The sequence below is a fragment of the Shewanella sp. TC10 genome, from assembly GCF_009663145.1.
GTDB lineage: Bacteria > Pseudomonadota > Gammaproteobacteria > Enterobacterales > Shewanellaceae > Shewanella.
Map to the genome: position 1 here is coordinate 1 of NZ_VKHR01000005.1, position 24296 is coordinate 24296.

A 24296-nucleotide genomic window follows, 5' to 3' on the forward strand; every position below is an offset into this window, starting at 1 on the left:
AACAGAAAGAAGCTTGCTTCTTTCTGTTACCGCTCGACTTGCATGTGTTAGGCCTGCCGCCAGCGTTCAATCTGAGCCATGATCAAACTCTTCAATTAAAGTTTTGTTGAGACATAAGTCTCGGCTCAATGAATTCTGATTACATTATGCAGACTCGGAAGAATCTACATCCTGTTTGTTACATATTGCTATGAACACTCATCGTTACATTGATAATAATTTTGATTGCTTCATTCTTTACGAGAAAGAGTGAGCAATTTCGATTAACTCAACACCTGTGAGTGTCCACACAGATTACTTGATAAATTGTTAAAGAGCGTTAGCGCATCTCGGTAAGCCCGAGTGGCTAGGGATGCGTATTTTACGCAATTCCCGTTTCGCGTCAAGTCATTTTTAAACTAATTTAAAAACTCTTTTCAGCGTCACTTTACAGTGAACTGATTTGGCGTATACACCATGCTATTGCGTGGTTTGCCGTGTCAGTGGATGCGCATTATAGGCAGATTCTGAAACACCGCAAGGGCTTTTTAAAAGAAAACAGATCGAACGAAGATCTTTTGCGCAGATCGTTTTATTTTTGACTGTTATGGGTATTTTTGAAACGATTTTATTCTAGATTAATGTGGTACAGCGAAGTTTTTATTGTGTTTTGAGCTCATTTTTTCATCAGAGTATGGTGAAACCGCCAATAATTCATTACCATAGCTATGCTTTTTAACAGTTATTTATCATTTTTCATTTTTATCAGAGACAAACTTATGCAGAAGTCATTTGTTATTACCTTAGTTGCAGCGCTAATTGGCGCAGTCATCATTTATGCTCTTTCTACCAATGTTCAACTTGTTGTGTCTTTTATCGCAGGTGTAATGTTAGCAAGTCTTATTTTCACTTTCGTACCTTCTTCATCTGCTGCAGGTTCAAATGAACCGTATGTTGGCCCAACAATGACTTTATATGTTGGTAACCTTCCATACCGTGTACATGAGGGTGAAGTTAAATCACTTTTCGGTGAATATGGACCAGTTAATTCCGTTCGTTTAGTTCGTGATAGAAAAACAGGTCGTCGTAAAGGTTTCGGTTTCGTTGAAATGTCTGAAGCTGGTGCGAAGAAAGCGATGAACAAATTGAATGATTACAGCTTCCAAGAACGTACTTTAAAAGTACGTGAAGCAAAATCTCAAGAATCAGATCCTGCGGATCAAAATAAAGATAGTTAGCAAGACCTTATTTAGTTGGCTACGGCAATACACTCAAACTGTGTAAAACCGTAGTCGGCTAACGTCTCTTTAAGTCCTACATCAATTTCCTTCGTATATCCTGCTTTTAGCGTCCCTTGAACCTCAGTCTCTCCATTGCCTTTATCATCCATAAAAGACATGACTCTTGTGGCTATTGCATCTCCAGAATCTAACAACACCACTTTATGAGTCAAAGCTTCATCAATCTCTTGGCGTAACAATGGGAAGTGGGTACAACCCAAAACTAAAGTATCTAGGTTAGTATTATTAATTGGTGCGAGTATGCTGGCAATTTTGGCGTGGTTAACAGTTTGTCTTTTTGCTTTGGCTTCTGCTATGAGCACAAGTTCAGATGAACCCACTAAAGTCACTTTGCAACCACCAGCAAAAGAGCTAATTAAGTCTTGAGTATATTGTCTTGCTACAGTGCCAGGTGTTGCAAGTAAACCTATATGCCCAGTTTTTGATTTTTGTGCTGCAGGCTTAATCGCTGGCACAACACCAACAACAGGGATGGTTAATTGTTTTCTCAGTTCTGGCAAAACTAAAGTACTAGCACTATTACAGGCGACAACAACAATCGAGGCATTAATTTGTCGAACCTGTTCAACGATTAATTCAACACAACCTTGAATTAACTCTTGCTCGTTGAGATCCCCATAAGGAAGCCGAGCATTATCAAATAGGTAATAAATATCATGGTGGGGTAATTGGCGCTGAATAGGTTCAAATACTGATAAACCACCAATACCTGAATCAAAAATGAGTATAGAACCGACCAAGATATTCTCCGTTGTAAGTGGTTATTAATAAGAATTCGATTATATTTTGATTTAATGTTCGAAGAACACGCCAATCCACTGGACATCAGCGGTGTGTAGTATAATATTTGCGCCCTTAATTTACAGCCTATGGTGGAACAAAATGAATTTAGCTGCAATGGATCCTAAAAACTATGATGCGCAACTCGCTGAAAAACGTATCAAGCTTGAACAGGCCTTTGCCGAGTTTACTCCGCCTAGCTTAGAAGTTTTTGCTTCAGAACCTGCTAACTACCGCATGCGTGCCGAGTTTCGTGTTTGGCATGATGGTGACGACTTATTCTATTACATGTTTGATAAAGCGTTGAACGAAAAAGTACGTTGTGAGCAATATCTTCCAGCTGGAACCCTCATTAATGAAATGATGATAGCGTTAATGGAAGAACTACGTCCCAATCATGACTTACGTTTTAAGCTTTTCCAAGTTGATTTCCTATCTACGCTCAGTGGCGAAATTCTTGTATCACTGCTTTACCACCGCCAACTTAACGATGAATGGCGCGAGCAAGCAGAACTAATGAAGCAGCGTTTAGCTGAAAAGTTTAACGTTAACTTTATTGGCCGTGCACGTAAGCAGAAAATCGATTTAGATAAAGACTTCGTTGTTGAAACCCTAACTGTAGATGGCACCGAACTTAAGTATAAACAAATCGAAAACAGCTTTACTCAGCCTAACGCTAAAGTGTCTGTCAAAATGCTCGAATGGGCAATTTCAGCCACTAAAGACAGTACTGGGGATTTACTTGAGCTGTATTGCGGTAACGGTAATTTCACTATCGCACTTGCGCCTAACTTTGATCGAGTGCTTGCGACCGAACTTGCCAAGCCATCAGTTGATGCAGCGCAATATAATATTGCCATTAACAAGATTGAAAACCTACAAATCATTCGTATGTCTGCTGAAGACTTTAGTGATGCAATGGCGAAGAAACGTAAATACAGACGCTTGGAAGGTATCGATTTAGATAGCTATGACTGTAATACCATTTTTGTCGATCCACCACGTGCAGGGATCGACGATGATACGCTGTCATTAATGCAGAACTACGACCGTATTTTGTATATCTCTTGTAATCCGGAAACTTTGAAAGCGAACTTAGCAACGTTAAGTACAACTCATGAAATAACCCGTTTTGCTTTGTTTGATCAGTTCCCTTATACCAATCATATGGAATCCGGTGTGTTACTTGAGCGCAAATCGCAAGGTTAACTTGCTATTGCTGGTTAAACAGTAAGATCAAAAAGGCGGTGTTGTGATATCACAACACCGCCTTTTCTGTATTTATGTAGCAGCCTTTCTAAAATCTACTTAGTTTCAACCTTGTGCTGAAGGGCTTCGGCACCTTTTGCCACCATACGCAATTGAAGCACCAAGTGATCTGCTAACACCTTTCTATCTGCACGCTTCATATCTAATGCTGATGCTCCAGCATTAAACACTAAGGTTACTAAGGCTTCTGCCTGCACTCTTGCAAGCATTGGTGTTCTACCCGCTGTCGCTTCAGTGTAATGAGATAATTCTGAAATGAAATGCTCAATCTCTCTGGCTACTGCAGCGCGAAAAGCTGCTGACGTGCCAGAGCGTTCATGTAACAGAATGCGGAATACGTTAGGATTTGACTCTAATACTTCCACAAAAGTGTCAACTGAAATGCGAATAACACTACCACCAGCTTCAGCTCGTTGACGACCTTTACGCATCATCTGTCTTAATGTTAATCCGCCTTCATCCACCATTGTCAGACCTAACTCGTTCATGTCTTTAAAATGGCGATAAAATGATGTTGGTGCAATCCCTGCTTCCCTTGCAACTTCACGTAAACTCAAACTAGAAAAACTACGCTCAGCACTGAGTTGATTAAAAGCGGCATCTACCAATGCACGACGGGTTTTTTCTTTCTGTAATGCTCTTACACCCATGTATAGAATCCAATTAGTAAATGTTAGTGCACAGATAATACCGTTTTTATCAAAGAAACACAGCCCTTCAAAGCTTGACCATAGAATGAGTGTAAGTTAAATTAGCGTACAACTGTACGCCCAATAAGTTTTTTGGATTATCTTAATGAAAAAACCACCGATTATTTGGTTAAATACGTCTCTATTTGCACTCACTTTATTGGGTGCCATCACGCTGGTGCCTTGGCGTGGATTGACCCACGGCTTTGAAGCTATTGAGTGGGTTGCCTTTGTGGTGCTTGCTTTCGCCAGTGGCTTATCAATTACAGCCGGCTACCACAGGTTGTGGTCACATAAAGCTTATAAAGCTCACCCTGTCATGCGTTTTCTGTTCGCTTTAGGCGGCGCGCTTGCTTTACAAAATAGTGCTCTGCATTGGTCTTCGGATCATCGTATTCATCATAAGCATGTGGACAACAACGACAAAGACCCTTATTCGGCTAAAAAAGGGTTTTGGTACAGCCATATTGGCTGGATGCTACGTGAATACCAAGCAAGTCGTTATCATGATTACAATAACGTGCGTGACCTACAAAAAGATGCCATCGTCATGTGGCAGCATAAGCACTACCTTTCTCTAGTAGTATTGATGAATATTGGTTTACCTGCATTCTTAGGCTGGTTAAACGGCGATATTATTTCAATGGTGCTGATGGCTGGTTTACTTCGCCTTGTTGTTGTTCATCACTGCACTTTCTTTATTAACTCCCTTGCTCATATTTGGGGAAGTCAGCCATACACCAATAAAAATACCGCCCGTGATAATGGTGTTATTGCGCTATTAACCTATGGTGAGGGATACCATAACTTCCACCATATTTTCGAGAATGATTATCGCAACGGTATTAAGTGGTGGCATTACGATCCAACCAAGTGGTTAATTAAATCCATGCATTGGGTTGGATTGGCTAAAGACTTACGCGTTGTGCCGCAAGAACGTATTGAAAGTGCAAAGCTACAAATGCAGCTACTTAGAGCTCAAGACAAAGTCGCTCACTTACCTAACTGTGATGAAATCATTGCTAACTTCCAAGCTGAATATGATTTAATGAAGTTACACTTAGTTGAGTACTATCAAGCTAAAAAGAGCTTAATAGAAGCAAAACGTAAGCAATTAAGCTATCAGCAACTCAGCTTACAAGTTGAAGAACTAAAAGCACGCTTGTTAGCTCAAAAGAAAAATTGGCAAAACATTACTGCGGCTTATTAAAACCAGTCATTGTCATTAATGTGAATCGGCTACCTTGCAAGGTAGCCGTTTGTGTTTATGATGGATAATCGACATTAATGAGGATTATTCATTTCATGGCTGACACCGATATTAAGCTCACTGAATACAGCCATGGCGCTGGCTGTGGTTGTAAGATTTCCCCTCAAGTACTCAGTACTATCCTAGCCAGTGAAATACCTGCTTTTACCGACCCTAACCTACTCGTTGGCAACCAAAGCCGTGACGATGCAGCTGTTTATCAGCTCAATCAAGAAACGGGCATCATTAGCACCACTGACTTTTTCATGCCTATTGTCGATGATCCTTTTACCTTTGGCCGTATTGCAGCCACTAACGCTATAAGTGACATTTACGCCATGGGCGGTACTCCAATAATGGCCATTGCAATACTAGGTTGGCCGGTGAATACCCTACCAGCCGAAGTGGCGCAAAAAGTTATTGAAGGTGGCAGACAAGCCTGTGCAGATGCGGGAATTATGCTTGCAGGAGGTCATAGCATTGATGCGCCAGAACCGATTTTTGGTTTAGCTGTCACTGGGCAAATTCCTCTAGCCAAACTTAAACGTAATGACCAAGCTCAAGCAGGCGATAAACTTTACCTTACTAAACCCATAGGTATAGGAATATTGACCACAGCCCAAAAACAAAAAAAGCTTGCTAAAGAGGATAGCAAAATAGCCATTGATGCTATGTGTCAGCTTAATAAAGTGGGACAAAAAATTGCTAATATAAATGGCGTTAACGCCTTAACCGATGTCACTGGATTTGGCTTAGCAGGACATTTAATTGAAGTTTGCCAAGGCGCAAACTTAGCCGCAACCTTGTTGTTTGAGCAGATCCCACTTTTGGATAAAGCAGAACATTATCTTAATCTTGGCTGTATTCCTGGTGGCACCCAGCGAAACTTTGACAGCTATAAGCAACATTTAGGTTTACTTACTGACAAACAAAAAGCAATTTTATGCGACCCGCAAACTAGCGGCGGCTTATTAATATCGGTATCGGCAAATGCTGAACAGCAACTCATCGCTTGTTTAATTGAGCAAGGGATTAAACCCATCTGTATTGGTCAGTTATCCTCAGTTAACCAAACTGAAACAGATAAGCCTATCGCATTAGTGGATATCTGCTAATGAGTTCCAATATGATCGCCAGTAGCGAATATCAACGCATCTTTCTCGAGGATATACCTCTTCTCGATGTTCGCGCGCCTATTGAATACAGTAAAGGCGCATTTAATGATTCGACTAATATAGCGTTAATGTCTGATGATGAACGTAAGCAAGTCGGTACTTGTTATAAACAACACGGCCAAAATGCGGCAATAACACTTGGTCATAGCTTAGTAAACGGTAAGACCAAGCAGCAACGAGTAGAGGCATGGCAACAATACATCACAAAGCATCCTCAGGCTTATCTATACTGTTTTCGTGGCGGCTTGCGATCAAAGCTGAGTCAGCAGTGGATTAAAGAAGCGGGTAGTGACATCCCTTTCATCGAAGGTGGATACAAGGCGATGCGTCAGTACCTTATTCAAACTATTGAATCAGCAGCAATCGAACAACCACTGTTGATGCTAAGTGGAATTACAGGCAGTGGTAAAACAGATTTATTATTGCAACGAAATGAAGCAATAGATTTAGAAGGTCTAGCCAATCATCGCGGATCGAGTTTTGGGAAGAATATCGACCCCCAGCCAACTCAAATAAACTTCGAAAATAACTTAGCGGTTAAACTACTTAAACAACAGCGACTAGCATATCAATTTACCCTACTAGAAGATGAGAGTTATCTCATTGGTCGCTCCGCTATTCCGCAAGTTTTCTATCAAGCAATGCAGCGTAGCCAAGTTATCGTTTTAGAAGAGTCTTTCGATAATCGACTCTCTCGTATCCACCAAGCCTATGTCGTGGATAAAGCTAATACGTATATTAACCGTTATGGAATGGAACAAGGAAAGCACGCCTTTACTGATTACCTACTCAATAGCATTAACAGTATTAAAAAACGCCTCGGCGGCAAGATGCACGCAGATTTAACAGTATTGATTGAGCAAGCTATCAATTGTCAATTTATTCGAAATGACCTATCAGCACATTTTGATTGGATCTCTACTCTGCTGCTGCATTACTACGACCCTATGTATCAGTATCAGCTAGCAAAAAAACAACAGCGTATAATATTTAGTGGTGACCATCAGGCGATTAGTGAATGGCTAACAGCAAACAAAAAGCGCATTCAGTATTGAATGCGCCTCTCTAATCATAAGCTAAATCTAGCTAGATTTATGCTCAAATAACTCAGCAACACTTTTTTGTAAGCCGTGACGACCTAGCTCGACACCATCTACAGCTTCCCCAATATTCACTTCCACGTTTGACCAGAATCGTTTTGGAGGAGTTGTTAATGCATGACCTCCTTTATGGCTAAAGTACGAGCCCCATAAGCCATTCAACGCCATCGGAATAACAGTAACAGGATCGCGCTTTAATATTCGCTCAATTCCAGGTCTGAACTCAGCAATCTCACCATCTTTAGATAAACGACCTTCTGGGAAAATACATACCAATTCATCATTACTGAGCGCTTGATGTATTTGCTCAAATGATTCTTCATAGGTCTTTTCACATTGCTTAGGAGAACAAATAGGAATGACTCCCGCGTGACGGAATAAGTACTTAAGCAAAGGTATTTCACTAATTGATTTATCCATCACAAAACGCATTGGACGGGTTGATGACCCCATAATAATCAAGGCATCTACATAGCTGACGTGGTTACACACAATCACACCTGCCCCTTGAGCTGGGATCTGCTCACGGCCAGTAACCTTTACCCGATACATGAAGTGACTCAACAAGTAACTTATGAAACGCTGCGCAAATTCAGGCACTTGTGAATACACGTATAGTGCAACGACAGTATTCATCGCAGCCAGTAGCAAGAATAAGTCTGGGATGCTCCACTCTAATACGCCCAGTAGAATTATCGACAGTATGGCAGCAACAACCATAAATAATGCATTAATGATGTTATTGGCTGCAATGGCTTGCGCACATTCATCTTTAGCAGCTCTAGACTGAATGAAAGCATAGAGCGGCACGATAAATAAACCACCACTCAACCCGACCATAAATAAATCGCCCATCACTCTGAAATGCTGCGGATCAGTAATAAACGCACTAAAACCATAAACAAAGGTCAAGTCGGCCGGCGCTGGCGGTATCGCAAAGATTAAATCAACCCCAAAAACGGTTAATCCTAAAACACCGAAGGGTAAAACACCTAGCTCTACATGTCCGTATGACACTCGCTCACAAATCCAAGAACCAACAGCAATACCAATCGAGAACAAGGCAAGCAATAGCGACACTACAGTAGCATCAGCATGTAAGTGTAATTTGGCAAAGTTAGGAAACTGAGTAAGATAAGTCGCACCTAAAAACCAAAACCAACTAATCGCTAAAATAGCCATCCATATACCTGGAGTTTTTCTTACTTTAGCAATACTGCGCCAAGTGCCAGATAAAGGGGTAAATTTAATTTTTTCAATTTTTCCCTGCGGTGGTAATGCAGGAATAGCGCGACTTGAAAGATAACCAATAGCAGCTAATGTCACGACAATCGCCGCTGCGCCTATTAAACTATGATCACTGGCCACGATTAAACCAGCTGATAATGTTCCCACTAGGATTGAGATAAAGGTGCCCATTTCTACCCAAGCATTTCCGGTAACCAATTCATTTTCTTTTAATGTTTGTGGTAATAATGAGTATTTTACAGGCCCAAAATAAGCAGATTGACTCCCCATCATAAATAGCAGCAATAACATCACTAAATAGCTCTGAGATAGAATCGCAAAGGCTGCGCAGGACATAATGATCAATTCAAGTAACTTCAATCTACGGATCAGCATTGCCTTGTCCATATTATCGGCAACCATTCCCGCATGGGCAGAAAATAAGAAGAAAGGTAAAATAAATACCCCAGCGGCTAAATTAACAAACATATTCACACTAATAGGCAACTCACTGACCTGGCTATACGTCACAAGCAGCAATAAAACATTCTTATAAATATTATCGTTTAATGCCCCTAAACACTGAGTAACAAAATAGGGAAGAAATCGTTTAGTTAATAACATGAAGAGTCCTTTTCTTGAGTCATACCTGCTAAATACCCTCTTACATGACTACTGAGCATGGCGGGCAACGCTGCTTGTTCGGTAAAGAGTTTTCCGTCAACGGCAAGACAGGTTAAACCATGGATACCACCCCACAATACTCGGCTCATCAATACAATATCCTCATGATTCGTCTCAGCAAAAAGAACATTTAGCTGCTCGACAATTAAATTGAACAATGTATCAATAGCAAGCTTATGTTTTGATGACAGCTCGACTCCTTCTGGTGCAGACAACTCAAATACCAGTTTAAAACAAGCTGAATGGTCATTAGCAAACTGAAAATAACTGTGCGCCATTATCTCAATCGCTTCAATCGCCCTAGCCTTATGTGCTTCAGTGTTATGAACATGGGTTTTGTCAGTCATATTTACCGTTAACTGCTGATATAAATCCGTTAATACTTGTTCAGATACAGATAGCAATAAATGCTGATAACTACCAAAAATATTAATCAGGGTACTCGGTGCATAACCAATCTGAGTGGCGACTTTACGTAGGCTTAAGCTTTCAAGCTGGGCAGTTTGTAAGTATTCCATCACAGATTTAATGGCCATATCATGAATTTCTTCATGAGTATGTTCTTTCCTTCTCGCCATCAGACAGTCCTTTAAGATGTTTAAGTTTGTCTAAACTAACAATAAATAAAATAAAAAACAATGTTCATAATAAGTTTATTTTTACTCAGTCACTATCCGATAACTTAGCTGCACTAAAAAGCAGACACAAAAAAGCCCTCCGAAGAGGGCTTGTTTTTATTAATTTATTCAGCGAGTTAGTTACTAGGTAGTCAATATATCATCCCAAGCTAAACTAGGGCTGCCAACGACAATAAAATTAGGATTTTCTAGTGTTTCACGCTCGTTGTAGCTCATAGGTTGTAAGTTGATATCCATCAATGAGCCACCCGCTTCTTCCAAAATAATCTGCGCAGCGCCAGTATCCCACTCACCAGTAGGGCCTAGGCGGACATAACAGTCAGCCCGCCCTTCAGCCACTAAACAGCTCTTTAAAGCGGCTCCACCTAACACGACTAATTCGCAGCTATTAGGATGGCTTAATAATTTTAAAACCGATTGAGGATCTTGACGGCGACTAACAGCAAGCTTTAAGCCAGACTCTTCAATACTCTCAATTTGTCGGCTCATAATGCGCACTTCATTTTTACTATCACGCTTATAGGCACCTAAACCAGCAATCGCGTAATAACACACCTTGGTCATAGGAACATATACCACGCCCATTACAGGTCGATTATGTTCTACAAGTGCGATAATGACAGAGAAGTCGCCACTACCAGCAATAAATTCACCAGTACCATCTAATGGATCGACAAGCCAATATCGTTGCCATTCAGCGCGTTCAGAAAAAGGAATATCGGCAGCTTCTTCACTAAGAATAGGAATATCAGGAGTCAGTGCAGCAAGACCTGCACATATAATTTCATTCGCGGCTAAGTCGGCAGAAGTTACAGGTGTATTATCTGATTTTATTTCTCGATCAAAATCACCTTTGACATAGATGTCATGAATTTTTTGACCTGCCTCTGTGGCAATAGTGATGACTTGTTCAATAATTTCTTCTGGCTTCATAACGACTCCAATCGCCAAATAATACGCTGAATACTGTCAAGTTAGACCAAATTAAGGATTTTTTGTAGTTAACTTAGGCTAATATTTTGTTTTTATTTTAATTTATAACGACTATTTTGCTAAAAACTGCTGTGCGAGGAATAACGCACTGACACTTCTCGACTCTGAAAAGTCTTCATTCTCGAGTAAAGTTTGCCATTGCTCTAACGGATAAGGAATGACTTCTATCGGTTCAGGTTCATCGCCTTCAAGGGTGCTTTCATACAAGTCTTCAGCGATAAATATTTGCATTTTACTGGCAAAGTAACCTGGCGCTAAACTGAGCTCTTTTAGTAAAGTTAGCTTTTTACTGGCAAAACCTATCTCTTCTTGAAGCTCACGGTTGGCTGCTTCTATGGCTTCTTCACCAGGATCAATCAAGCCTTTAGGAAAACCAAGCTCATAATTATCTGTGCCAGCGGCATATTCTTTGGCTAATAACAACTTGCCTTGATGTACAGGAACTATCATCACCGCACCACGACTACCGCCACTCATTCTTTCATATTGACGCTCTACTCCATTAGAAAATTTAAGATGGAGTTGCTCAATCTGAAATAAACGACTTTTTGCGACGATTTCACGATGCAAGATTTCAGGCTTTTTATGCCGAGTTGTCATTAAGGCCTCATATATGACGAATTTACGTAGACGAGTTACAATCTTACTACCCTAGCTATATTCTACAACTGGAATTTTCATGTTTCCTTGGCATAAGATAGACACTGTTTTACTCGATATGGACGGCACTTTGCTGGATTTGCATTTTGATAACCACTTTTGGTTAACCTTAGTGCCCCAGCAGCTCAGCCAACAAAGACAAATTTCTGTAGCAGAAGCACAGCAATTAGTGGAGCAGTCGTATCACAAAGTAGAAGGTACGTTAGATTGGTATTGTATTGATTACTGGCAGCAAAAATTAGGCTTAGATATTTTAACCTTGCATTACTCACTCGTTGAGCGTATCCAAATGCGCCAAGATAGTATGCCTTTTTTACAAGCCCTACATCGAGCTGGTAAGCAGCGTATTTTAATGACCAATGCTCACCCAAAAAGCCTTGAGTTAAAACTAGAACATACCGACCTAGCCCACGGATTAGATGCCACATTTTCAAGCCACGAAACAGGTTACCCTAAAGAGCACCCGTTATTTTGGGAACATGCAATTAAACAATTTAACTTAGATCCTAGCCGTTGTTTATTCGTTGATGACAACGAGCATATTCTAGAAGCATCTAAAAAAGCAGGTATTGGTTTTCAGCTCGGTATTTCTAACCCTGATAGTCAAAAACCTCATAAGGAATTTTTTGACTTCCCGGCCATTCACGATTATCAAATGCTACACCAAGATTTATTAACCAATATAAAAGCCCCTTAAACGCTACGATCAAAAAAGGCATGTTATCCACATGCCTTTTTATTAAATCACAACCTAAACTGATTCAGTTATAAACCAGGAATCACCCCATTATAATTAATTGGGTAATAACCTTGGCTATCTTGTTTACCCAAAAAAGATAATGCTTGAGTTAAATCTTCAGGCTGTTCTGGTGTCGGCTTAATCTTAGCGCTAACAGAAAAACGATTATTCTCGCCAAGTGATGCTACACCTTCAATGCCCATGGTATTCATGGTGTCATCAGTGTTTAACTGCACCATGCCATCGACACAGCTCAACCCAAGGGCGATATCACCTAACGGATATTCACCAAACTGATTTTTCACATCAATACGGTTTAAAAATAACTTACCACTTAACTGTTCACACCAAGGTTCACCTTGCTCAAGACGTTCGACAATTAAACTGACATCGCCTTCTATCTTGGTTCTAAAAGGTAAACGAGCATTACCCAATAAAAATTGATTCGGTGCTTCGAAGCGTAGATTCTCTGCCGAGATACCTGACATAGACCAGCTAATATCACCTTGACCACTCACTGGAGTCGCACGACTACCGATTTGCAGATCAACATTGGCAGCACCGATAAGTAATGCCCAAGGATTTAAATCCCACTTCACTTGCTCTATCAAACGACGGTCAACAGACACAAGATCGGCACTACCTTGCCATAAAGTGCCAGTAACGCCACTGATTTTGATGTTGTTTGGCAATGGGGCAATGCCCACAACCCAATTAGCAGGAATATAAACCACCATAAAAATAAGGTAGATGAATACACCAATTATAATTTTCTTAATCAAACTCACTACAATACCTGCTTACTTAGACAGCTGAATACGACGAACTTTGACAAAACCAGCAATATCAGACTCTGATAAATCGACACTTTCCAGTGTTAAGCCTTTCTCTTCTACCAGTTCGTGTAAATAATTTAATAAACTGTCGAACGGTACATCGTCCATCCACAATTGGATTTTATCCCCTTGTGGTTGCATACGAGTAATCTCTAGTTTGTATTGTCCAGCCAACTGATTCACAACCGAGCTCAAACTCCCGCTGGATGTTGGTCTAGAGCCAGACTGCTTCAAACCCGCAATTTTATTTGCGGTCTGTTTGACATAGTTTAAAGTTTGTAATTCCGATTGATGCCTCATCTCTGCATTTTCAGCAGCTTGAGAAATCGGACTCCAAATGCCCCAATACAAAATACCAATGATGACAAACACACCACAACAAGCAACGAGTTGCTGCTCACGAAGGGCTAAGCCTTTCCACCAGGTCTGCAAATTTTCCATCTTATTTGCCTCTCAATGTCAGGGTTGTGTTCACTTCATCTTCACCACTGTTAATTGCACCCATATCGAGGTCATAACGCGTTTCAACGAGTTCTTTAAACTTATCAACCTGATCGTAAGTCTTAGCAGTCACTTGCATTCGAAGTTCATTTCTATTGGCATCAAAGCGTAACGAGTTTGGTTTCAGATCTGGCACTTGCTCAAATGAACCTCGTAAACCATCAAGCATTTCAAAAAATGCAGCTCCACCGCCTTGACCCTGCATACCGCGTAATTGCGAGTCCATTTGACTACGGATATTAACGATACGGCTTACATTGGGGATCACACGCTTAAATATGGCTTCACTCTCTTGCTTCACTTCAGCTGTTTGGCTTTCTAGCTGATGAATTGTAAGCCCTTTATTAACCAGAGAAAGTACTATGGCGACGGCTGCAATAATCGCAACGTTCTTCCACAGCATGAGGTGTTTACTATATTCACGCTTAGGTAAATAAACGCCGCTCAATAAATTAACTGGGGCTTGTAATATACCTTTCGCCAGCACCATCATAGGCAAATCTAATGGTTTTGGTTCAACCTCTGCATCCATAAAGACTAAATCTTCACTATAGGCAGCAATATTTAACGGCGCTTCATCTTCTTGCTTTTCTGGCATCAGTTTTGGCAATGCAAAATCTAACCAGGTTTTGGGTAAGCTAACTCCGCTACCTTCTCCGGTTCTAAGTAATAACTCGTCGCCCATATCAAGAGCTGCCCAGCGGCATTGCTCTAATGGTAATGCTAAACAATCTGGCACGATGCGTTTTACTTTAATGCCCGCTTCAAGTAACCAAGACATCCAATCTTGCATTTGGTCATGAGCTACCGCAACAACGTTAAGTTTCTCGCCATCTCGAGGACCAACCACAAAGTGCATGTCTTCGACATCGGATGCAATGGTTTCTTCGAGCATAAAAGGCAATGCTTTTAACGCTTGGCGCTGATTTTTTTCAGGCAAATTAATTTGCGTCAATGTCATGCTAGATGCAGGCACTAAAACATCAACCGGACGATTACCGGCACGCTCAGTTAAGCTAGTCAAACTAGCAGCATCGCTTAACTCACCTGAGGCAATGATTTCTTGCTCCTGTTCTGACCACACTAGCCAAGAACAAGGGCTTTCTGATGTTTTTCCTAATCGGATAAAAAGCCGTTCAGACACTGTTATTCTCCACAAGCTGCAATGGCGTCAATGCTAATTGCAGCGGGTTGTTACGCTTGTTCATTATTGCTGACCGCCATATTGGCGAGAAAGCACTTCAAAATTGGTGCCGCTTCGCTGTAATACGCTATCCATTCTAAAGGTTGCGTTATCCACTCTAGCGCCAGCTTTAAGTAAAAAGAAATTACTATCTACAACAATACTCGATTTCATATTGCTTTCTATGGCCACACTGGCCAACGTATTATTTTCCCAAAACTCTGCTGCAGTCTCAAAACCATCGGCAGGTCTTTGGTTAATTAAGCTTTCAGCATCGCTTTGGCTAATTTTATTATCTAGCATGCCAACCAGTAATGCCGCCTGCTCAACCTCAATGGTGTTCACATTGAGTAATTGCTGATTATTTCCTGGAATGGCGCAAATATAAGGTAATAATGTCAAATACACCTGCTGGTTGTAACCCATTACCGATCTGAGCTCACTGCGATGGTTCAATAAAGTGTTTCCAGTACGATATGGCACATTGCGAGATTCATACTCAGCATCTTCCGCGCCATAAGGCATCGATGTCGTATCATCATCAATGTAATCAATTAATGTATGGGTCAGTCTTTCTGCACCAAAATCATCCATACCTAACGCTACTAATAAGGCTTTATATTGCATTGCTGCGACAGTTAATTTCGGCTGACCATTTTCTAAGTCTGACGATGTCACCGATAGCGCATTCAGATTGAAACAGGAACGCATATCCATCATCTCACCACCAATTTCACCAAATTCAGCGGGAAAAATAACATCAGCAAGTGCCCAGTATTGCTGGAGATGTACCGTGCCGTCACTGTCTTCCATGTCTTGCTTTAATGTCTTTTTTGCCAGCTCTTCGGCTGACATCGCATACCAATAAGCCTGATCATACTGAGCTAGGTTCAAGGTTCGGCGCATTGAAAGCTGGTTTCTGCTAGTGATATTAGTTGCAATAATAACGACCAACGCCACTATCAGCAGCACAACTAGCAAAGCGACGCCTCGCTGCTTACGAATACCGGGTAATTGCTGCTTCATCATGTGCCATTACCTGTGCTACCAGAGCCATTATTGCCAGAGCCACTGTTGCCGGAACCATTTCCATTATTGTTGCCGTTATTATTACCGTTGCCATTACTGCCGTCGTCACCAGAACCACTACTGTTACCGCCTTTTGGCAATAAGAAGCGTCGCTCGATAATACCAAGCCCCTCAATTTCTACTTCCATGGCAATCGCTAAAGGCAAAGTAGACGCATCGACTTCAGTTTCCCATTTCTCTCCCACAAAAAAGGAGTATTTAATATCAATGACGTCTTCGATGATTAAACTTTTCAGCGGTTCAGCGCCTACTACTGGTTCAGGGTATGGGTAATACCAACGCTCTAATCGACCATCTTGTACAATATAAGCAACAGACTGCAGGCTACCACGGGGCAGCATGCCATCAGGGTTAAGCCAGCCTAAGCGAAAAAATACTAGTGCTTCAGTTTCAGAATCCAGCATATTGTCGCCAGTTTGAAATACCGAGCTAGTGCGCTCTCCATCCAAACCACGTTGTGTTCTGGCGACAATCTGACCTAAGTCGCGTTCAATTATTCCAAAACCTTGCTGCAATGCTTTTAGACGAACCGAGAATTCTTTAGTTGCTTCGTCATTTTTCATCACCGTTGATAGCACGGCATTTGCCGCCAAGCCTATCATGGCAAAAATCGCAATTGAGATAAGCATTTCCAGCAGGGTAAAACCTGCTTGGCTGCATTGTCGAGAACTAGCCTGCGTTGTGAACATAACTACTCACTTGGGCAACGATTCGGTTAAACCTATCTTCGTCGCTGACTAAAACTCTTATCATTCTAAAATTGTCGTCAGTCGTTTTAACCACCTCTTGACGCCAATACCAATCTTTTCCAGCCAATTCAACTTGGCCATTTTTAGTTCCAAGCTCCGGGAACTGCTGTATGAGTCGCGCTTCAACCATCTGATTGCTCGCGACCCATTGAGCTAAAGTACGTTCTTCCAAAATGGGTAAATTCGCCATTTGGTCGCCAATACTCTTTGTTACTGCTACAGCTGCGATGGAAAATACCGCTAAAGCAACAATGACTTCGAGTAAGGTCATGCCTTTACTGATCTTCATCGAAACTTCCTATAGCTAAACGCCCTAAAGCATCACCGACTACCAAGACTTCGACTTCTTTACCGTTCTGATCATCTGTTAAGAAACTCAGCTCAAACGTCGTCATTTCGCCACTTGGAAATAGCAGGATTTGTGGTTCGGGATTTTTCTTCTTGTCTTCTTTTGATTCTTCAATCAAAGGTTCATCGAACCAAGACTCATCATCTTCATCATCTTGTACTAAAGGTAAGCCATCCAACAATAAACTTAACTCCACCCCTTCATCCATTTGCTGTGGAGCAAGCTGGCGGTCACCGGTTAATGGTTCCCACTTACCTTCTTTGTAATAGACAAATTCATATTCGTCTTCTTCAACGACAATACCTAAAAATTGGCCACTTAGGATGGTTTCCTCAATGACCAGTTCAGTGGTAGCAATAAACTTTCTTGCCGTTTTTGTTAACGCTTGCTCAGGTCCCGCAGTGCTAGTGGTCATGGTCACAGCTGCGGCTGCTAAGCCCATCAACAATGCAACAAGTAACACTTCTAGCAGTGTGAAGCCTGATTGGCGCTTAAAGTTCATGATGCAATATCAAATCAAACTTCCATTACTGGAAGTTCTGTAGGTTCCAATTACCGATATCATCTTCAGTACCAACTTGACCGTCAGGTCCTGCACTGAAAATATCAATACGACCATTCTCACCTGGACTTAGTAAGAAGTAATCATTGCGCCAAGGATCCTGAGGTAAACGCTTAAGGTAACCATCTGGACGATAGTTGCGTGGCTCAGGAGAAGACGTTGGCTTTTGCACTAGTGCATCTAAACCTTGATCTGTTGTTGGGTAAACGCTGTTATCTAAACGGTACATATCAAGTGCATTTTCTAATGCAACGATGTCAGATACCGCTTTTTGTAAATCAGCTTTATCTTTGTTACCCATTAAGTTTGGTACCACCATTGAGGCTAAAATACCTAAAATCACGATAACTACCATGACTTCTAATAGGGTAAAACCACGTTGTTTACGATTCATTTGCATTGACGACTTCCTCCGATACGCACCCAATAGTGCGTGACAAAAATAAGATTAATAACTTACTGCGCTTAGCCGCTGATTAAGTTATTCAATTCTAAAATAGGCTGTAAAATGGCCATAACGATGAACAACACTACTGACGCCATACTGACGACAAGCATTGGTTCAAATACGCCAAGGGCAATATTCACGTTTGATTCAAATTCGCTATCTTGGTTATCTGCAGCACGTTCAAGCATTTGCTCCAACTGACCACTTTTTTCACCTGATGCAATCATATAGAGCATCATTGGCGGGAAAAGTTTAGTATTTGTCAGCGCCGCGCCTAAACTCGTACCTTCACGTACACGTGCAGTAGCATCATCAACAGCTGCTCTGACCTTCACATTAAGCAATACTTCACTAGCAATGCGCATCCCTTCAAGTAAAGGCACTGAACTAGCCGATAAAATACTTAAGGTTCTTGCAAATCGTGCTGTGTTAATTCCTTTACTGACCTTACCGATAACTGGCGCCTTTAGCAGCCAAGTATCAAACAACATTCTAAATTTAGGTTTTTTAAGCATTTGTTTAAACAATACAAATGCAGCAAATAACAGCCCAAGTACCACCAACCCATAAGATTGAACAAAGTCAGATGCAAGGATCAAAAACTGAGTTGTACCAGGTAACTCTTGGCCCATATGCTCAAACTGACCAACCACTTTGGGTACTACCGCAGCAAGCAGCACTGCAATAACACCAATCGCTACAACTGTCAGTACAATGGGGTAAATCATTGCTTGAGTCAGTTTTGATTTGAGTTGTTGACGACGTTCGGTGTAATCAGCAAGACGATTCAATACCACTTCTAAATGGCCAGATTTTTCACCTGATGCCACCATTGCGCGATATAAATCATCAAAGACGTGAGGATATTCAGCAAGAGAATCTGCAAGGCTATAACCTTCAACAACTCGAGAGCGCACAGCCATAACTAAACTTGCAAGTCTATCTTTCTCACATTGTTGACCAACAGCCTTTAACGATTCTTCAATCGGTAAACCTGCCGCAACGAGTGTTGCAATTTGACGAGTAATCAATGCCAGTTCGGCCACTGAAATGCCGCGTTGGAATAATTTTAAACCGCTACTTTTGGCTTTTGCTTCCTTTTCTGCAACGGGTTGCAGCTCGAGTGGCATTAAGCGTTGTTCGCGTAACTGACTACGAGCGTGGCGCGCTGTATCAGCTTCGATGACACCTTTTTGTTGCTTGCCATTGCTATCAAGGGCTTTATATTCAAACGCTGCCATTGATTATTCCTCGCGAGTCACACGCAGTACTTCTTCTAAAGTTGTCACCCCAGCAAGCACTTTGCTCATGCCATCATGGCGAATACTTGGAATAGTCTGACGCACGTATTTTTCAATGGCTAGTTCACCACGGCCGCCATGAATTAATTCACGGACATTATCATCAACCACGAGTAGCTCATGAATACCGGTACGACCACGATATCCATTATTACCACACTCTTTACAGCCATTGGCACGATAAATCACTCGAGTATCGTTGGCAGTAACGCCTAGTAATTCGCGTTCACGTTCATCTGGTTCATGGGGGATCTTACATTCATTACATAAAGTACGAATAAGGCGCTGTGCTAATACCCCTAATAAACTTGAAGAAACAAGGAAAGGTTCAACACCCATATCTTGCAAACGGGTAATTGCACCCGATGCAGTATTGGTATGCAGAGTTGAAATCACTAAGTGACCCGTTAACGAGGCCTGAACCGCAATTTGCGCGGTTTCTAAATCACGGATTTCACCAATCATCACCACATCTGGATCCTGACGCAAGATGGCACGTAAGCCACGAGCAAAGCTCATATCGGCTTTCATGTTCACTTGAGTTTGACCAATACCTTCAAGTTCATACTCAATAGGATCTTCAACGGTCAAAATGTTGGTATCTTTTGAATTAATCTCAGTTAAGCCAGCATACAAGGTGGTACTTTTACCTGAACCTGTCGGGCCTGTTACCAAGATAATGCCATGGGGTTTACGAATGATGGCATCAAATTGTTCGCGAATGTCTAGGGTCATCCCGAGTAATTTCAAATCAAGATTACCAGTATTCTTATCTAAAAGACGCAATACCACACGTTCGCCATGGCTTGACGGCATGGTAGATACACGCACATCAACCGCACGACCAGCAATACGTAATGAGATACGACCATCTTGAGGTACACGCTTTTCAGCAATGTCCAAACGCGCCATAACTTTAATACGAGATACGAGTAATGAAGACAGCTTACGATTAGGTTTTAGTACTTCTTTTAGTACACCATCAATACGGAAGCGAACGATCAATTGCTTCTCATAGGTCTCAATATGGATATCTGAGGCTTCTTCTTTAATCGCCTCTGACAATAACGCATTAATTAATTTAATAATTGGCGCGTCATCATCGCCTTCTAACAAATCTTCAGTTTGCGGAAGTTCTTCGGCGAGAGTGAATAAATCCATCTCATTGCCAATATCTTCCATTAGCTGTTGAGCCTCTGAAGAGTTAGCTTGGAAAGTTTGTGTCAGCTTGGCTTCAAACTCTTCCACTGGCAATTTACACAGCACTAACTCTTCGCCAGCGTAGCGACGCACTTCTAGCATCGCATCTAACGGAGTTTCACTGGTGTAATATAACTTTAGCGCATCAGTTTCTTTCGCTAATGCCAAATTAAAACGATGAGAAAAAGCAAATGGCAAACGCTCGCGACTGGTGGAGTGAAAAACCTCATCATTGAGCTCTTCTGCTTCCAAGCCTAAGTCGGTTGACACTTGTGCCAATTGCTCAGTCATTTCTGCTTCACTCATTGGCATCATCTTCTTGTTCTTCAGCAGCAGCTTCCTCTGCAGCTTCATCAGTTAATTGATTGTCTTTATCTTTACTTTCACTGATGTGTTTCAGTGCAGGATCTGTTTCGCGCATCTTAGTTTCTAAGTTTTTACCTTCTTTGTAGCGATTCAATACTTCGTTCACTTCATCTGGTAAGTATGCGTCTTGATCCCACTCTTCAAGAATAGGCACATCAGAATTTGGCATTAAGTTCACGCCACGCTCTTGCTGTTCAATTTGTAGAGCACGGAAGTAGTTATATTTACGACCAGCGATGCCTTCCATAGTAATGCCATCACGAATAATCGTAGGCTTAATAAATACCATCAAGTTTTTCTTCTTCACACCACTTGAAGAAGACTTAAATAAATGACCAATAATCGGTAAGTCACCTAAGAATGGTACTTTCTGAACCGACTCTTGGGTTTCTTCGTTAATCAAACCACCTAAAACAACAATTTGTCCTGAATCCGCCATTACGGTAGTCGTTAAACGACGAGTCGCAAAGGTAACATCGACGCCGGTTTTACCATTAATACCTGATACTTCTTGTTCAATGGTTAACTTAACAGCATTACCTTCGTTCACTTGAGGAACAACTTTCAGTTTCACACCCACTTCTTTACGTTCAACCGTTTGGAATGGGTTAGAGTTACCGTTACTTGAGTTTTGGCTACCCGTTAGAATTGGAACTTCGTCACCGACAATAAATGATGCTTCTTGGTTATCAAGAGTAGTAATAGAAGGAGTAGCAAGTACGTTTGATTTAGTATCGCTAGATACTGCTTGAACTAAAGCGCCAAAATCACCAGCAGCAATACCCCAAGCCATACCATTAACTTTACCTAACGCTGATGCAAGTAAGGTAATATCACCATCAGTATCTGGGTTTTCTGTACAAGTACCATTCTCAGTACAAACAGTAGTCCCTTCTTGACCTTGAGCTTCCCAGACACCTGCGCCAATCTCGCCAATGGTTGGACCTAAGTTATTAAACTGAGTACCACCACCCGATGCTGATGCCCATTGAACACCGAAACCAACATCATCACCTTCTGAGACTTCAACAATAATCGCTTCGACTAACACCTGCGCTCGGCGAATATCTAATTGGTTAACAACACTTTCAATCGTGCGCATCTGATCAGGCTCAGCGCTGATAACTAATGCATTAGTATCGACGTGCGCCATGATATTAATATCTTTACGGCGTTTGCTGCCACTTTGACCAGTATCTTGATCTGATTGTAATTGCTCAGCAAAACCTGTTAATACTTCAACTAAATCTTCTGCTTTTGCGTAGCGTAAATATCTTACTTTAGTGTTACCTGTTGTTGCTTGTTCAGCGTCGAGTCTTCTTACTAATTCAACAACACGTTGACGGCTTTTCTCATCACCACTGACAACGACAGCATTGGTGCGTTCATCAGCAACGACTTTAGGTGCTTGACCTGGCATTTGTGCTTGGTTAGCTGTTGAGCGGTATAAGGTGTCGATGATACGAACAATTTCGCCTGCTGAGGCAAATTCAAGTGACACCACTTGAACTTCGGTATCACCTTGTTTATCTACACGACGAACAATTTCAACTAGCTTATTTACTACCGCGGCGCGACCAGAAATCATCAATACGTTTGATGGGTCGTAGTTAACAACGTTACCACCGCCAGCGTTATCATTAAGCTGACGTAATAACGGCGCGAGTTGCTTAGCTTCGGTGTTATAAAGGGCAACAATACGCGTTACCATTTCATCGCCTAAACCAGGGGTATTATCATCAGCAACACGGATAGCGGCAGTTTTCGCATCTTTATCCTTAATCACTTTAATGACACGGTTTTCCATTTCAACAACGGCATAACCATATACTTGCAGTACATTGAGGAAGAATTGGTAGTACTGTTCATCGTCTAATAAATCGTAACTGCGTACGTTAATTTTTCCACGAACAGTCGGATCTACGATGATCGTTTTATTGAGGTTTTTACCTACAATATTAATGAATTCTTGAATGTCGGTGCCTTTAAAGTTGGCAGCATATTGCTCCGACCAAGCAGCTTGAGAAGCAAGCATTGCGATACCTGCAACCATCCCAGCTAATAACTTGCGTCGAATTCCATAACTCTTCATTATTTTCAATCCTCTACTGCCAGTACTATTCTGGCAAACTAAAAATTATTTCTACTAACTGTCCATCACGTTCAACCATGACGCCGATTTCTGTTAATTCTGGTAATTGCGCCATAACTTCTAATGATTGTCCCATGTCGGTTAAATCATATCCGTTAATGGATTTGGCTAAATCGTTTGCTTTAAATCCTGCAGCCGCAAATAAAGTTCTATCTTTACCTGGGTTGAGGCGATAGCCGCTGACACCATCGGGGCCGCGGACTGGAGAAATGGCTAGATAGTCAGTCAGCTTTCCTGGATCAGCTAATAACTCATCACGTGAATCACTGATTTGCTGGGCAACTTCAGCATTGAGTCGACGATCATCCCGTTGTACTTGTCGATCTTTCTTCGCTTGTTGCAGAGACTGGTTGGCTTGGCTTTGCGTGGTATAGCTTAAGCCATCCAACATCAAGGTTTCATAACGCCCAGCATTAGTAATAATAATTCGATCGGCATAAACTTCTTTTAGCGACGCTGAAGTGCCTTTGATTTTGTCACCTAAACCGTAGGTTTCTTGATTGCCTTTAGATTCAATGACAGCAAGACCATTAGTGTCTGAAGTCGAAGCCACTACACCAGTAAGCAATATAGATAGATTGGTTTTAGGAGCATCGGTAATTTGTTCGACTGGGGCAGGTTTATTTGGTCGACCATCAGCGTTGGCGTCTTTTTCGCCAAATAATGACAATTTCTGGACACTACTTAGCTCAACCCGCTTAGCTGTTGCTACCGAAGTTGGCGAAGGTTGCCATGCAACTGCCTGGGAATTTACTGGCATTAACTTCCAAGTAATCTGCGCTGTCAGTAATAGCACAATCACTAATCCTAACCAGAATACAGCTGTGCTTAACGGCTTTTGGGGGATTCCCGCGGCCTTAGTTATAATTTTATCTAATACATCCATATTCGGCTTTGACCCTCTAGCAGGTCGCTGTTCTAATTCTGTTAATTTAGGAAATACTGCATCATGCTAACTCACCCAGCTTATTGCAACAAGCCCGTAGCATATGGATTGGCGAAATTGCACTGAATATGCTACATTTGCGCGCCTAAAAAGGCTGTGAGAAACGCCACGATATTAGGCTCTTTCCACCA

The 24296-nt window shown here is 41.5% G+C and carries 24 protein-coding genes and 1 rRNA gene; 6 read left to right on the forward strand and 19 right to left on the reverse strand.

What is annotated here, in order from left to right; genetic code table 11:
- A 16S ribosomal RNA gene (locus tag FNZ24_RS21450) occupies nt 1–98 on the reverse strand; the annotation flags it as partial.
- 660 nt (nt 99–758) lie between these two features.
- On the opposite strand from FNZ24_RS21450, the gene FNZ24_RS02580 reads away from it, so the two are divergent.
- The gene (locus FNZ24_RS02580; protein WP_153912865.1) at nt 759–1217 is read left to right on the forward strand and encodes an RNA recognition motif domain-containing protein; all 459 of its coding nucleotides are present in this window, start codon (nt 759–761) and stop codon (nt 1215–1217) included.
- 11 nt (nt 1218–1228) lie between these two features.
- Here FNZ24_RS02580 and murI read toward each other — a convergent pair whose 3' ends face one another.
- Complete coding sequence (murI, locus tag FNZ24_RS02585) at nt 1229–2020, reverse strand: glutamate racemase (RefSeq protein WP_153912866.1); 792 nt, start codon at nt 2018–2020, stop codon at nt 1229–1231.
- A gap of 142 nt (nt 2021–2162) precedes the next feature.
- Here murI and trmA point away from each other — a divergent pair, with 142 nt between their 5' ends.
- Nucleotides 2163–3269 carry a tRNA (uridine(54)-C5)-methyltransferase TrmA gene (gene trmA, locus FNZ24_RS02590; RefSeq protein WP_153912867.1) on the forward strand — a complete coding sequence of 369 codons (1107 nt, stop codon included), beginning with the start codon at nt 2163–2165 and terminating at the stop codon, nt 3267–3269.
- 95 nt (nt 3270–3364) lie between these two features.
- Here trmA and fabR read toward each other — a convergent pair whose 3' ends face one another.
- The gene (gene fabR, locus FNZ24_RS02595) at nt 3365–3979 is read right to left on the reverse strand and encodes an HTH-type transcriptional repressor FabR (RefSeq protein WP_102527639.1); all 615 of its coding nucleotides are present in this window, start codon (nt 3977–3979) and stop codon (nt 3365–3367) included.
- 145 nt (nt 3980–4124) lie between these two features.
- On the opposite strand from fabR, the gene FNZ24_RS02600 reads away from it, so the two are divergent.
- The 3 genes from FNZ24_RS02600 (at nt 4125) to mnmH (ending at nt 7497) form a co-directional block, all read left to right on the forward strand.
- The gene (locus tag FNZ24_RS02600) at nt 4125–5228 is read left to right on the forward strand and encodes an acyl-CoA desaturase (RefSeq protein ID WP_153912868.1); all 1104 of its coding nucleotides are present in this window, start codon (nt 4125–4127) and stop codon (nt 5226–5228) included.
- A 95-nt stretch (nt 5229–5323) separates the two neighbouring features.
- Nucleotides 5324–6382, forward strand: coding sequence for a selenide, water dikinase SelD (gene selD / locus FNZ24_RS02605; RefSeq protein WP_153912869.1), 1059 nt, complete (start codon nt 5324–5326; stop codon nt 6380–6382).
- The gene (gene mnmH, locus FNZ24_RS02610) at nt 6382–7497 is read left to right on the forward strand and encodes a tRNA 2-selenouridine(34) synthase MnmH (protein WP_153912870.1); all 1116 of its coding nucleotides are present in this window, start codon (nt 6382–6384) and stop codon (nt 7495–7497) included. The genes selD and mnmH overlap by 1 nt, the downstream gene beginning before the upstream one ends.
- Before the next feature lie 27 nt (nt 7498–7524).
- Here mnmH and FNZ24_RS02615 read toward each other — a convergent pair whose 3' ends face one another.
- The 4 genes from FNZ24_RS02615 to nudE form a co-directional block, all read right to left on the reverse strand.
- Nucleotides 7525–9393, reverse strand: coding sequence for an MFS transporter (locus FNZ24_RS02615; protein WP_153912871.1), 1869 nt, complete (start codon nt 9391–9393; stop codon nt 7525–7527).
- The gene (locus tag FNZ24_RS02620) at nt 9384–10031 is read right to left on the reverse strand and encodes a TetR/AcrR family transcriptional regulator (RefSeq protein ID WP_153912872.1); all 648 of its coding nucleotides are present in this window, start codon (nt 10029–10031) and stop codon (nt 9384–9386) included. The genes FNZ24_RS02615 and FNZ24_RS02620 overlap by 10 nt, the downstream gene beginning before the upstream one ends.
- A 183-nt stretch (nt 10032–10214) precedes the next feature.
- Nucleotides 10215–11024, reverse strand: a complete 810-nt coding sequence (gene cysQ, locus FNZ24_RS02625; RefSeq protein ID WP_153912873.1) for a 3'(2'),5'-bisphosphate nucleotidase CysQ — start codon at nt 11022–11024, stop codon at nt 10215–10217.
- Nucleotides 11025–11135: 111 nt separating this feature from the next.
- Nucleotides 11136–11684: an ADP compounds hydrolase NudE gene (nudE, locus tag FNZ24_RS02630; RefSeq protein ID WP_153912874.1), complete on the reverse strand. Its 549-nt coding sequence runs from the start codon at nt 11682–11684 to the stop codon at nt 11136–11138.
- 79 nt (nt 11685–11763) lie between these two features.
- Here nudE and yrfG point away from each other — a divergent pair, with 79 nt between their 5' ends.
- The gene (yrfG, locus tag FNZ24_RS02635; protein ID WP_153912875.1) at nt 11764–12441 is read left to right on the forward strand and encodes a GMP/IMP nucleotidase; all 678 of its coding nucleotides are present in this window, start codon (nt 11764–11766) and stop codon (nt 12439–12441) included.
- Nucleotides 12442–12509: 68 nt separating this feature from the next.
- Here the strand turns inward: yrfG and FNZ24_RS02640 are convergent, their stop codons facing one another.
- The 12 genes from FNZ24_RS02640 to gspC all read right to left on the reverse strand — a co-directional run bounded on the left by FNZ24_RS02640 (nt 12510) and on the right by gspC (nt 24105).
- Nucleotides 12510–13271, reverse strand: a complete 762-nt coding sequence (locus FNZ24_RS02640; RefSeq protein ID WP_153912876.1) for a type II secretion system protein N — start codon at nt 13269–13271, stop codon at nt 12510–12512.
- Nucleotides 13272–13283: 12 nt separating this feature from the next.
- A complete protein-coding gene (locus tag FNZ24_RS02645) occupies nt 13284–13760 on the reverse strand; it encodes a type II secretion system protein M (RefSeq protein ID WP_153912877.1) in 477 nt (158 codons plus the stop codon).
- Between the two features lies 1 nt (nt 13761).
- Complete coding sequence (gene gspL / locus FNZ24_RS02650) at nt 13762–14964, reverse strand: type II secretion system protein GspL (RefSeq protein WP_153912878.1); 1203 nt, start codon at nt 14962–14964, stop codon at nt 13762–13764.
- A 63-nt stretch (nt 14965–15027) separates the two neighbouring features.
- Entirely contained in the window at nt 15028–16029 is a 1002-nt protein-coding gene (gspK, locus tag FNZ24_RS02655; RefSeq protein ID WP_153912967.1) for a type II secretion system minor pseudopilin GspK, read from the reverse strand.
- A complete protein-coding gene (gspJ, locus tag FNZ24_RS02660; RefSeq protein WP_153912879.1) occupies nt 16029–16781 on the reverse strand; it encodes a type II secretion system minor pseudopilin GspJ in 753 nt (250 codons plus the stop codon). The genes gspK and gspJ overlap by 1 nt, the downstream gene beginning before the upstream one ends.
- Nucleotides 16762–17130 carry a type II secretion system minor pseudopilin GspI gene (gene gspI, locus FNZ24_RS02665; RefSeq protein WP_153912880.1) on the reverse strand — a complete coding sequence of 123 codons (369 nt, stop codon included), beginning with the start codon at nt 17128–17130 and terminating at the stop codon, nt 16762–16764. The genes gspJ and gspI overlap by 20 nt, the downstream gene beginning before the upstream one ends.
- Nucleotides 17117–17692 (reverse strand): type II secretion system minor pseudopilin GspH, encoded by a 576-nt coding sequence (gspH, locus tag FNZ24_RS02670; protein ID WP_153912881.1) that lies wholly within the window; start codon nt 17690–17692, stop codon nt 17117–17119. The genes gspI and gspH overlap by 14 nt, the downstream gene beginning before the upstream one ends.
- Before the next feature lie 25 nt (nt 17693–17717).
- Nucleotides 17718–18152, reverse strand: coding sequence for a type II secretion system major pseudopilin GspG (gspG, locus tag FNZ24_RS02675; protein WP_153912882.1), 435 nt, complete (start codon nt 18150–18152; stop codon nt 17718–17720).
- 65 nt (nt 18153–18217) lie between these two features.
- Nucleotides 18218–19441, reverse strand: coding sequence for a type II secretion system inner membrane protein GspF (gspF, locus tag FNZ24_RS02680; protein ID WP_153912883.1), 1224 nt, complete (start codon nt 19439–19441; stop codon nt 18218–18220).
- A gap of 3 nt (nt 19442–19444) precedes the next feature.
- Nucleotides 19445–21007: a type II secretion system ATPase GspE gene (gene gspE, locus FNZ24_RS02685; protein WP_153912884.1), complete on the reverse strand. Its 1563-nt coding sequence runs from the start codon at nt 21005–21007 to the stop codon at nt 19445–19447.
- Complete coding sequence (gspD, locus tag FNZ24_RS02690; protein WP_153912885.1) at nt 21000–23159, reverse strand: type II secretion system secretin GspD; 2160 nt, start codon at nt 23157–23159, stop codon at nt 21000–21002. Before gspD ends, gspE begins: the two co-directional genes overlap by 8 nt.
- A gap of 25 nt (nt 23160–23184) precedes the next feature.
- Nucleotides 23185–24105, reverse strand: coding sequence for a type II secretion system protein GspC (gene gspC, locus FNZ24_RS02695; protein WP_153912886.1), 921 nt, complete (start codon nt 24103–24105; stop codon nt 23185–23187).
- Nucleotides 24106–24296: the final 191 nt, after the last annotated feature.

Bases quoted from the DNA above. Each gene is read 5' to 3' on its own strand.
- FNZ24_RS02580 (WP_153912865.1), top strand. From the start codon at position 759: ATGCAGAAGTCATTTGTTATTACCTTAGTTGCAGCGCTAATTGGCGCA.
- trmA (WP_153912867.1), top strand. From the start codon at position 2,163: ATGAATTTAGCTGCAATGGATCCTAAAAACTATGATGCGCAACTCGCT.
- fabR (WP_102527639.1), bottom strand. From the start codon at position 3,979: ATGGGTGTAAGAGCATTACAGAAAGAAAAAACCCGTCGTGCATTGGTA.
- FNZ24_RS02600 (WP_153912868.1), top strand. From the start codon at position 4,125: ATGAAAAAACCACCGATTATTTGGTTAAATACGTCTCTATTTGCACTC.
- selD (WP_153912869.1), top strand. From the start codon at position 5,324: ATGGCTGACACCGATATTAAGCTCACTGAATACAGCCATGGCGCTGGC.
- mnmH (WP_153912870.1), top strand. From the start codon at position 6,382: ATGAGTTCCAATATGATCGCCAGTAGCGAATATCAACGCATCTTTCTC.
- FNZ24_RS02615 (WP_153912871.1), bottom strand. From the start codon at position 9,393: ATGTTATTAACTAAACGATTTCTTCCCTATTTTGTTACTCAGTGTTTA.
- FNZ24_RS02620 (WP_153912872.1), bottom strand. From the start codon at position 10,031: ATGGCGAGAAGGAAAGAACATACTCATGAAGAAATTCATGATATGGCC.
- cysQ (WP_153912873.1), bottom strand. From the start codon at position 11,024: ATGAAGCCAGAAGAAATTATTGAACAAGTCATCACTATTGCCACAGAG.
- nudE (WP_153912874.1), bottom strand. From the start codon at position 11,684: ATGACAACTCGGCATAAAAAGCCTGAAATCTTGCATCGTGAAATCGTC.
- yrfG (WP_153912875.1), top strand. From the start codon at position 11,764: ATGTTTCCTTGGCATAAGATAGACACTGTTTTACTCGATATGGACGGC.
- FNZ24_RS02645 (WP_153912877.1), bottom strand. From the start codon at position 13,760: ATGGAAAATTTGCAGACCTGGTGGAAAGGCTTAGCCCTTCGTGAGCAG.
- gspK (WP_153912967.1), bottom strand. From the start codon at position 16,029: ATGAAGCAGCAATTACCCGGTATTCGTAAGCAGCGAGGCGTCGCTTTG.
- gspJ (WP_153912879.1), bottom strand. From the start codon at position 16,781: ATGTTCACAACGCAGGCTAGTTCTCGACAATGCAGCCAAGCAGGTTTT.
- gspI (WP_153912880.1), bottom strand. From the start codon at position 17,130: ATGAAGATCAGTAAAGGCATGACCTTACTCGAAGTCATTGTTGCTTTA.
- gspH (WP_153912881.1), bottom strand. From the start codon at position 17,692: ATGAACTTTAAGCGCCAATCAGGCTTCACACTGCTAGAAGTGTTACTT.
- gspG (WP_153912882.1), bottom strand. From the start codon at position 18,152: ATGCAAATGAATCGTAAACAACGTGGTTTTACCCTATTAGAAGTCATG.
- gspF (WP_153912883.1), bottom strand. From the start codon at position 19,441: ATGGCAGCGTTTGAATATAAAGCCCTTGATAGCAATGGCAAGCAACAA.
- gspE (WP_153912884.1), bottom strand. From the start codon at position 21,007: ATGAGTGAAGCAGAAATGACTGAGCAATTGGCACAAGTGTCAACCGAC.
- gspD (WP_153912885.1), bottom strand. From the start codon at position 23,159: ATGAAGAGTTATGGAATTCGACGCAAGTTATTAGCTGGGATGGTTGCA.
- gspC (WP_153912886.1), bottom strand. From the start codon at position 24,105: ATGGATGTATTAGATAAAATTATAACTAAGGCCGCGGGAATCCCCCAA.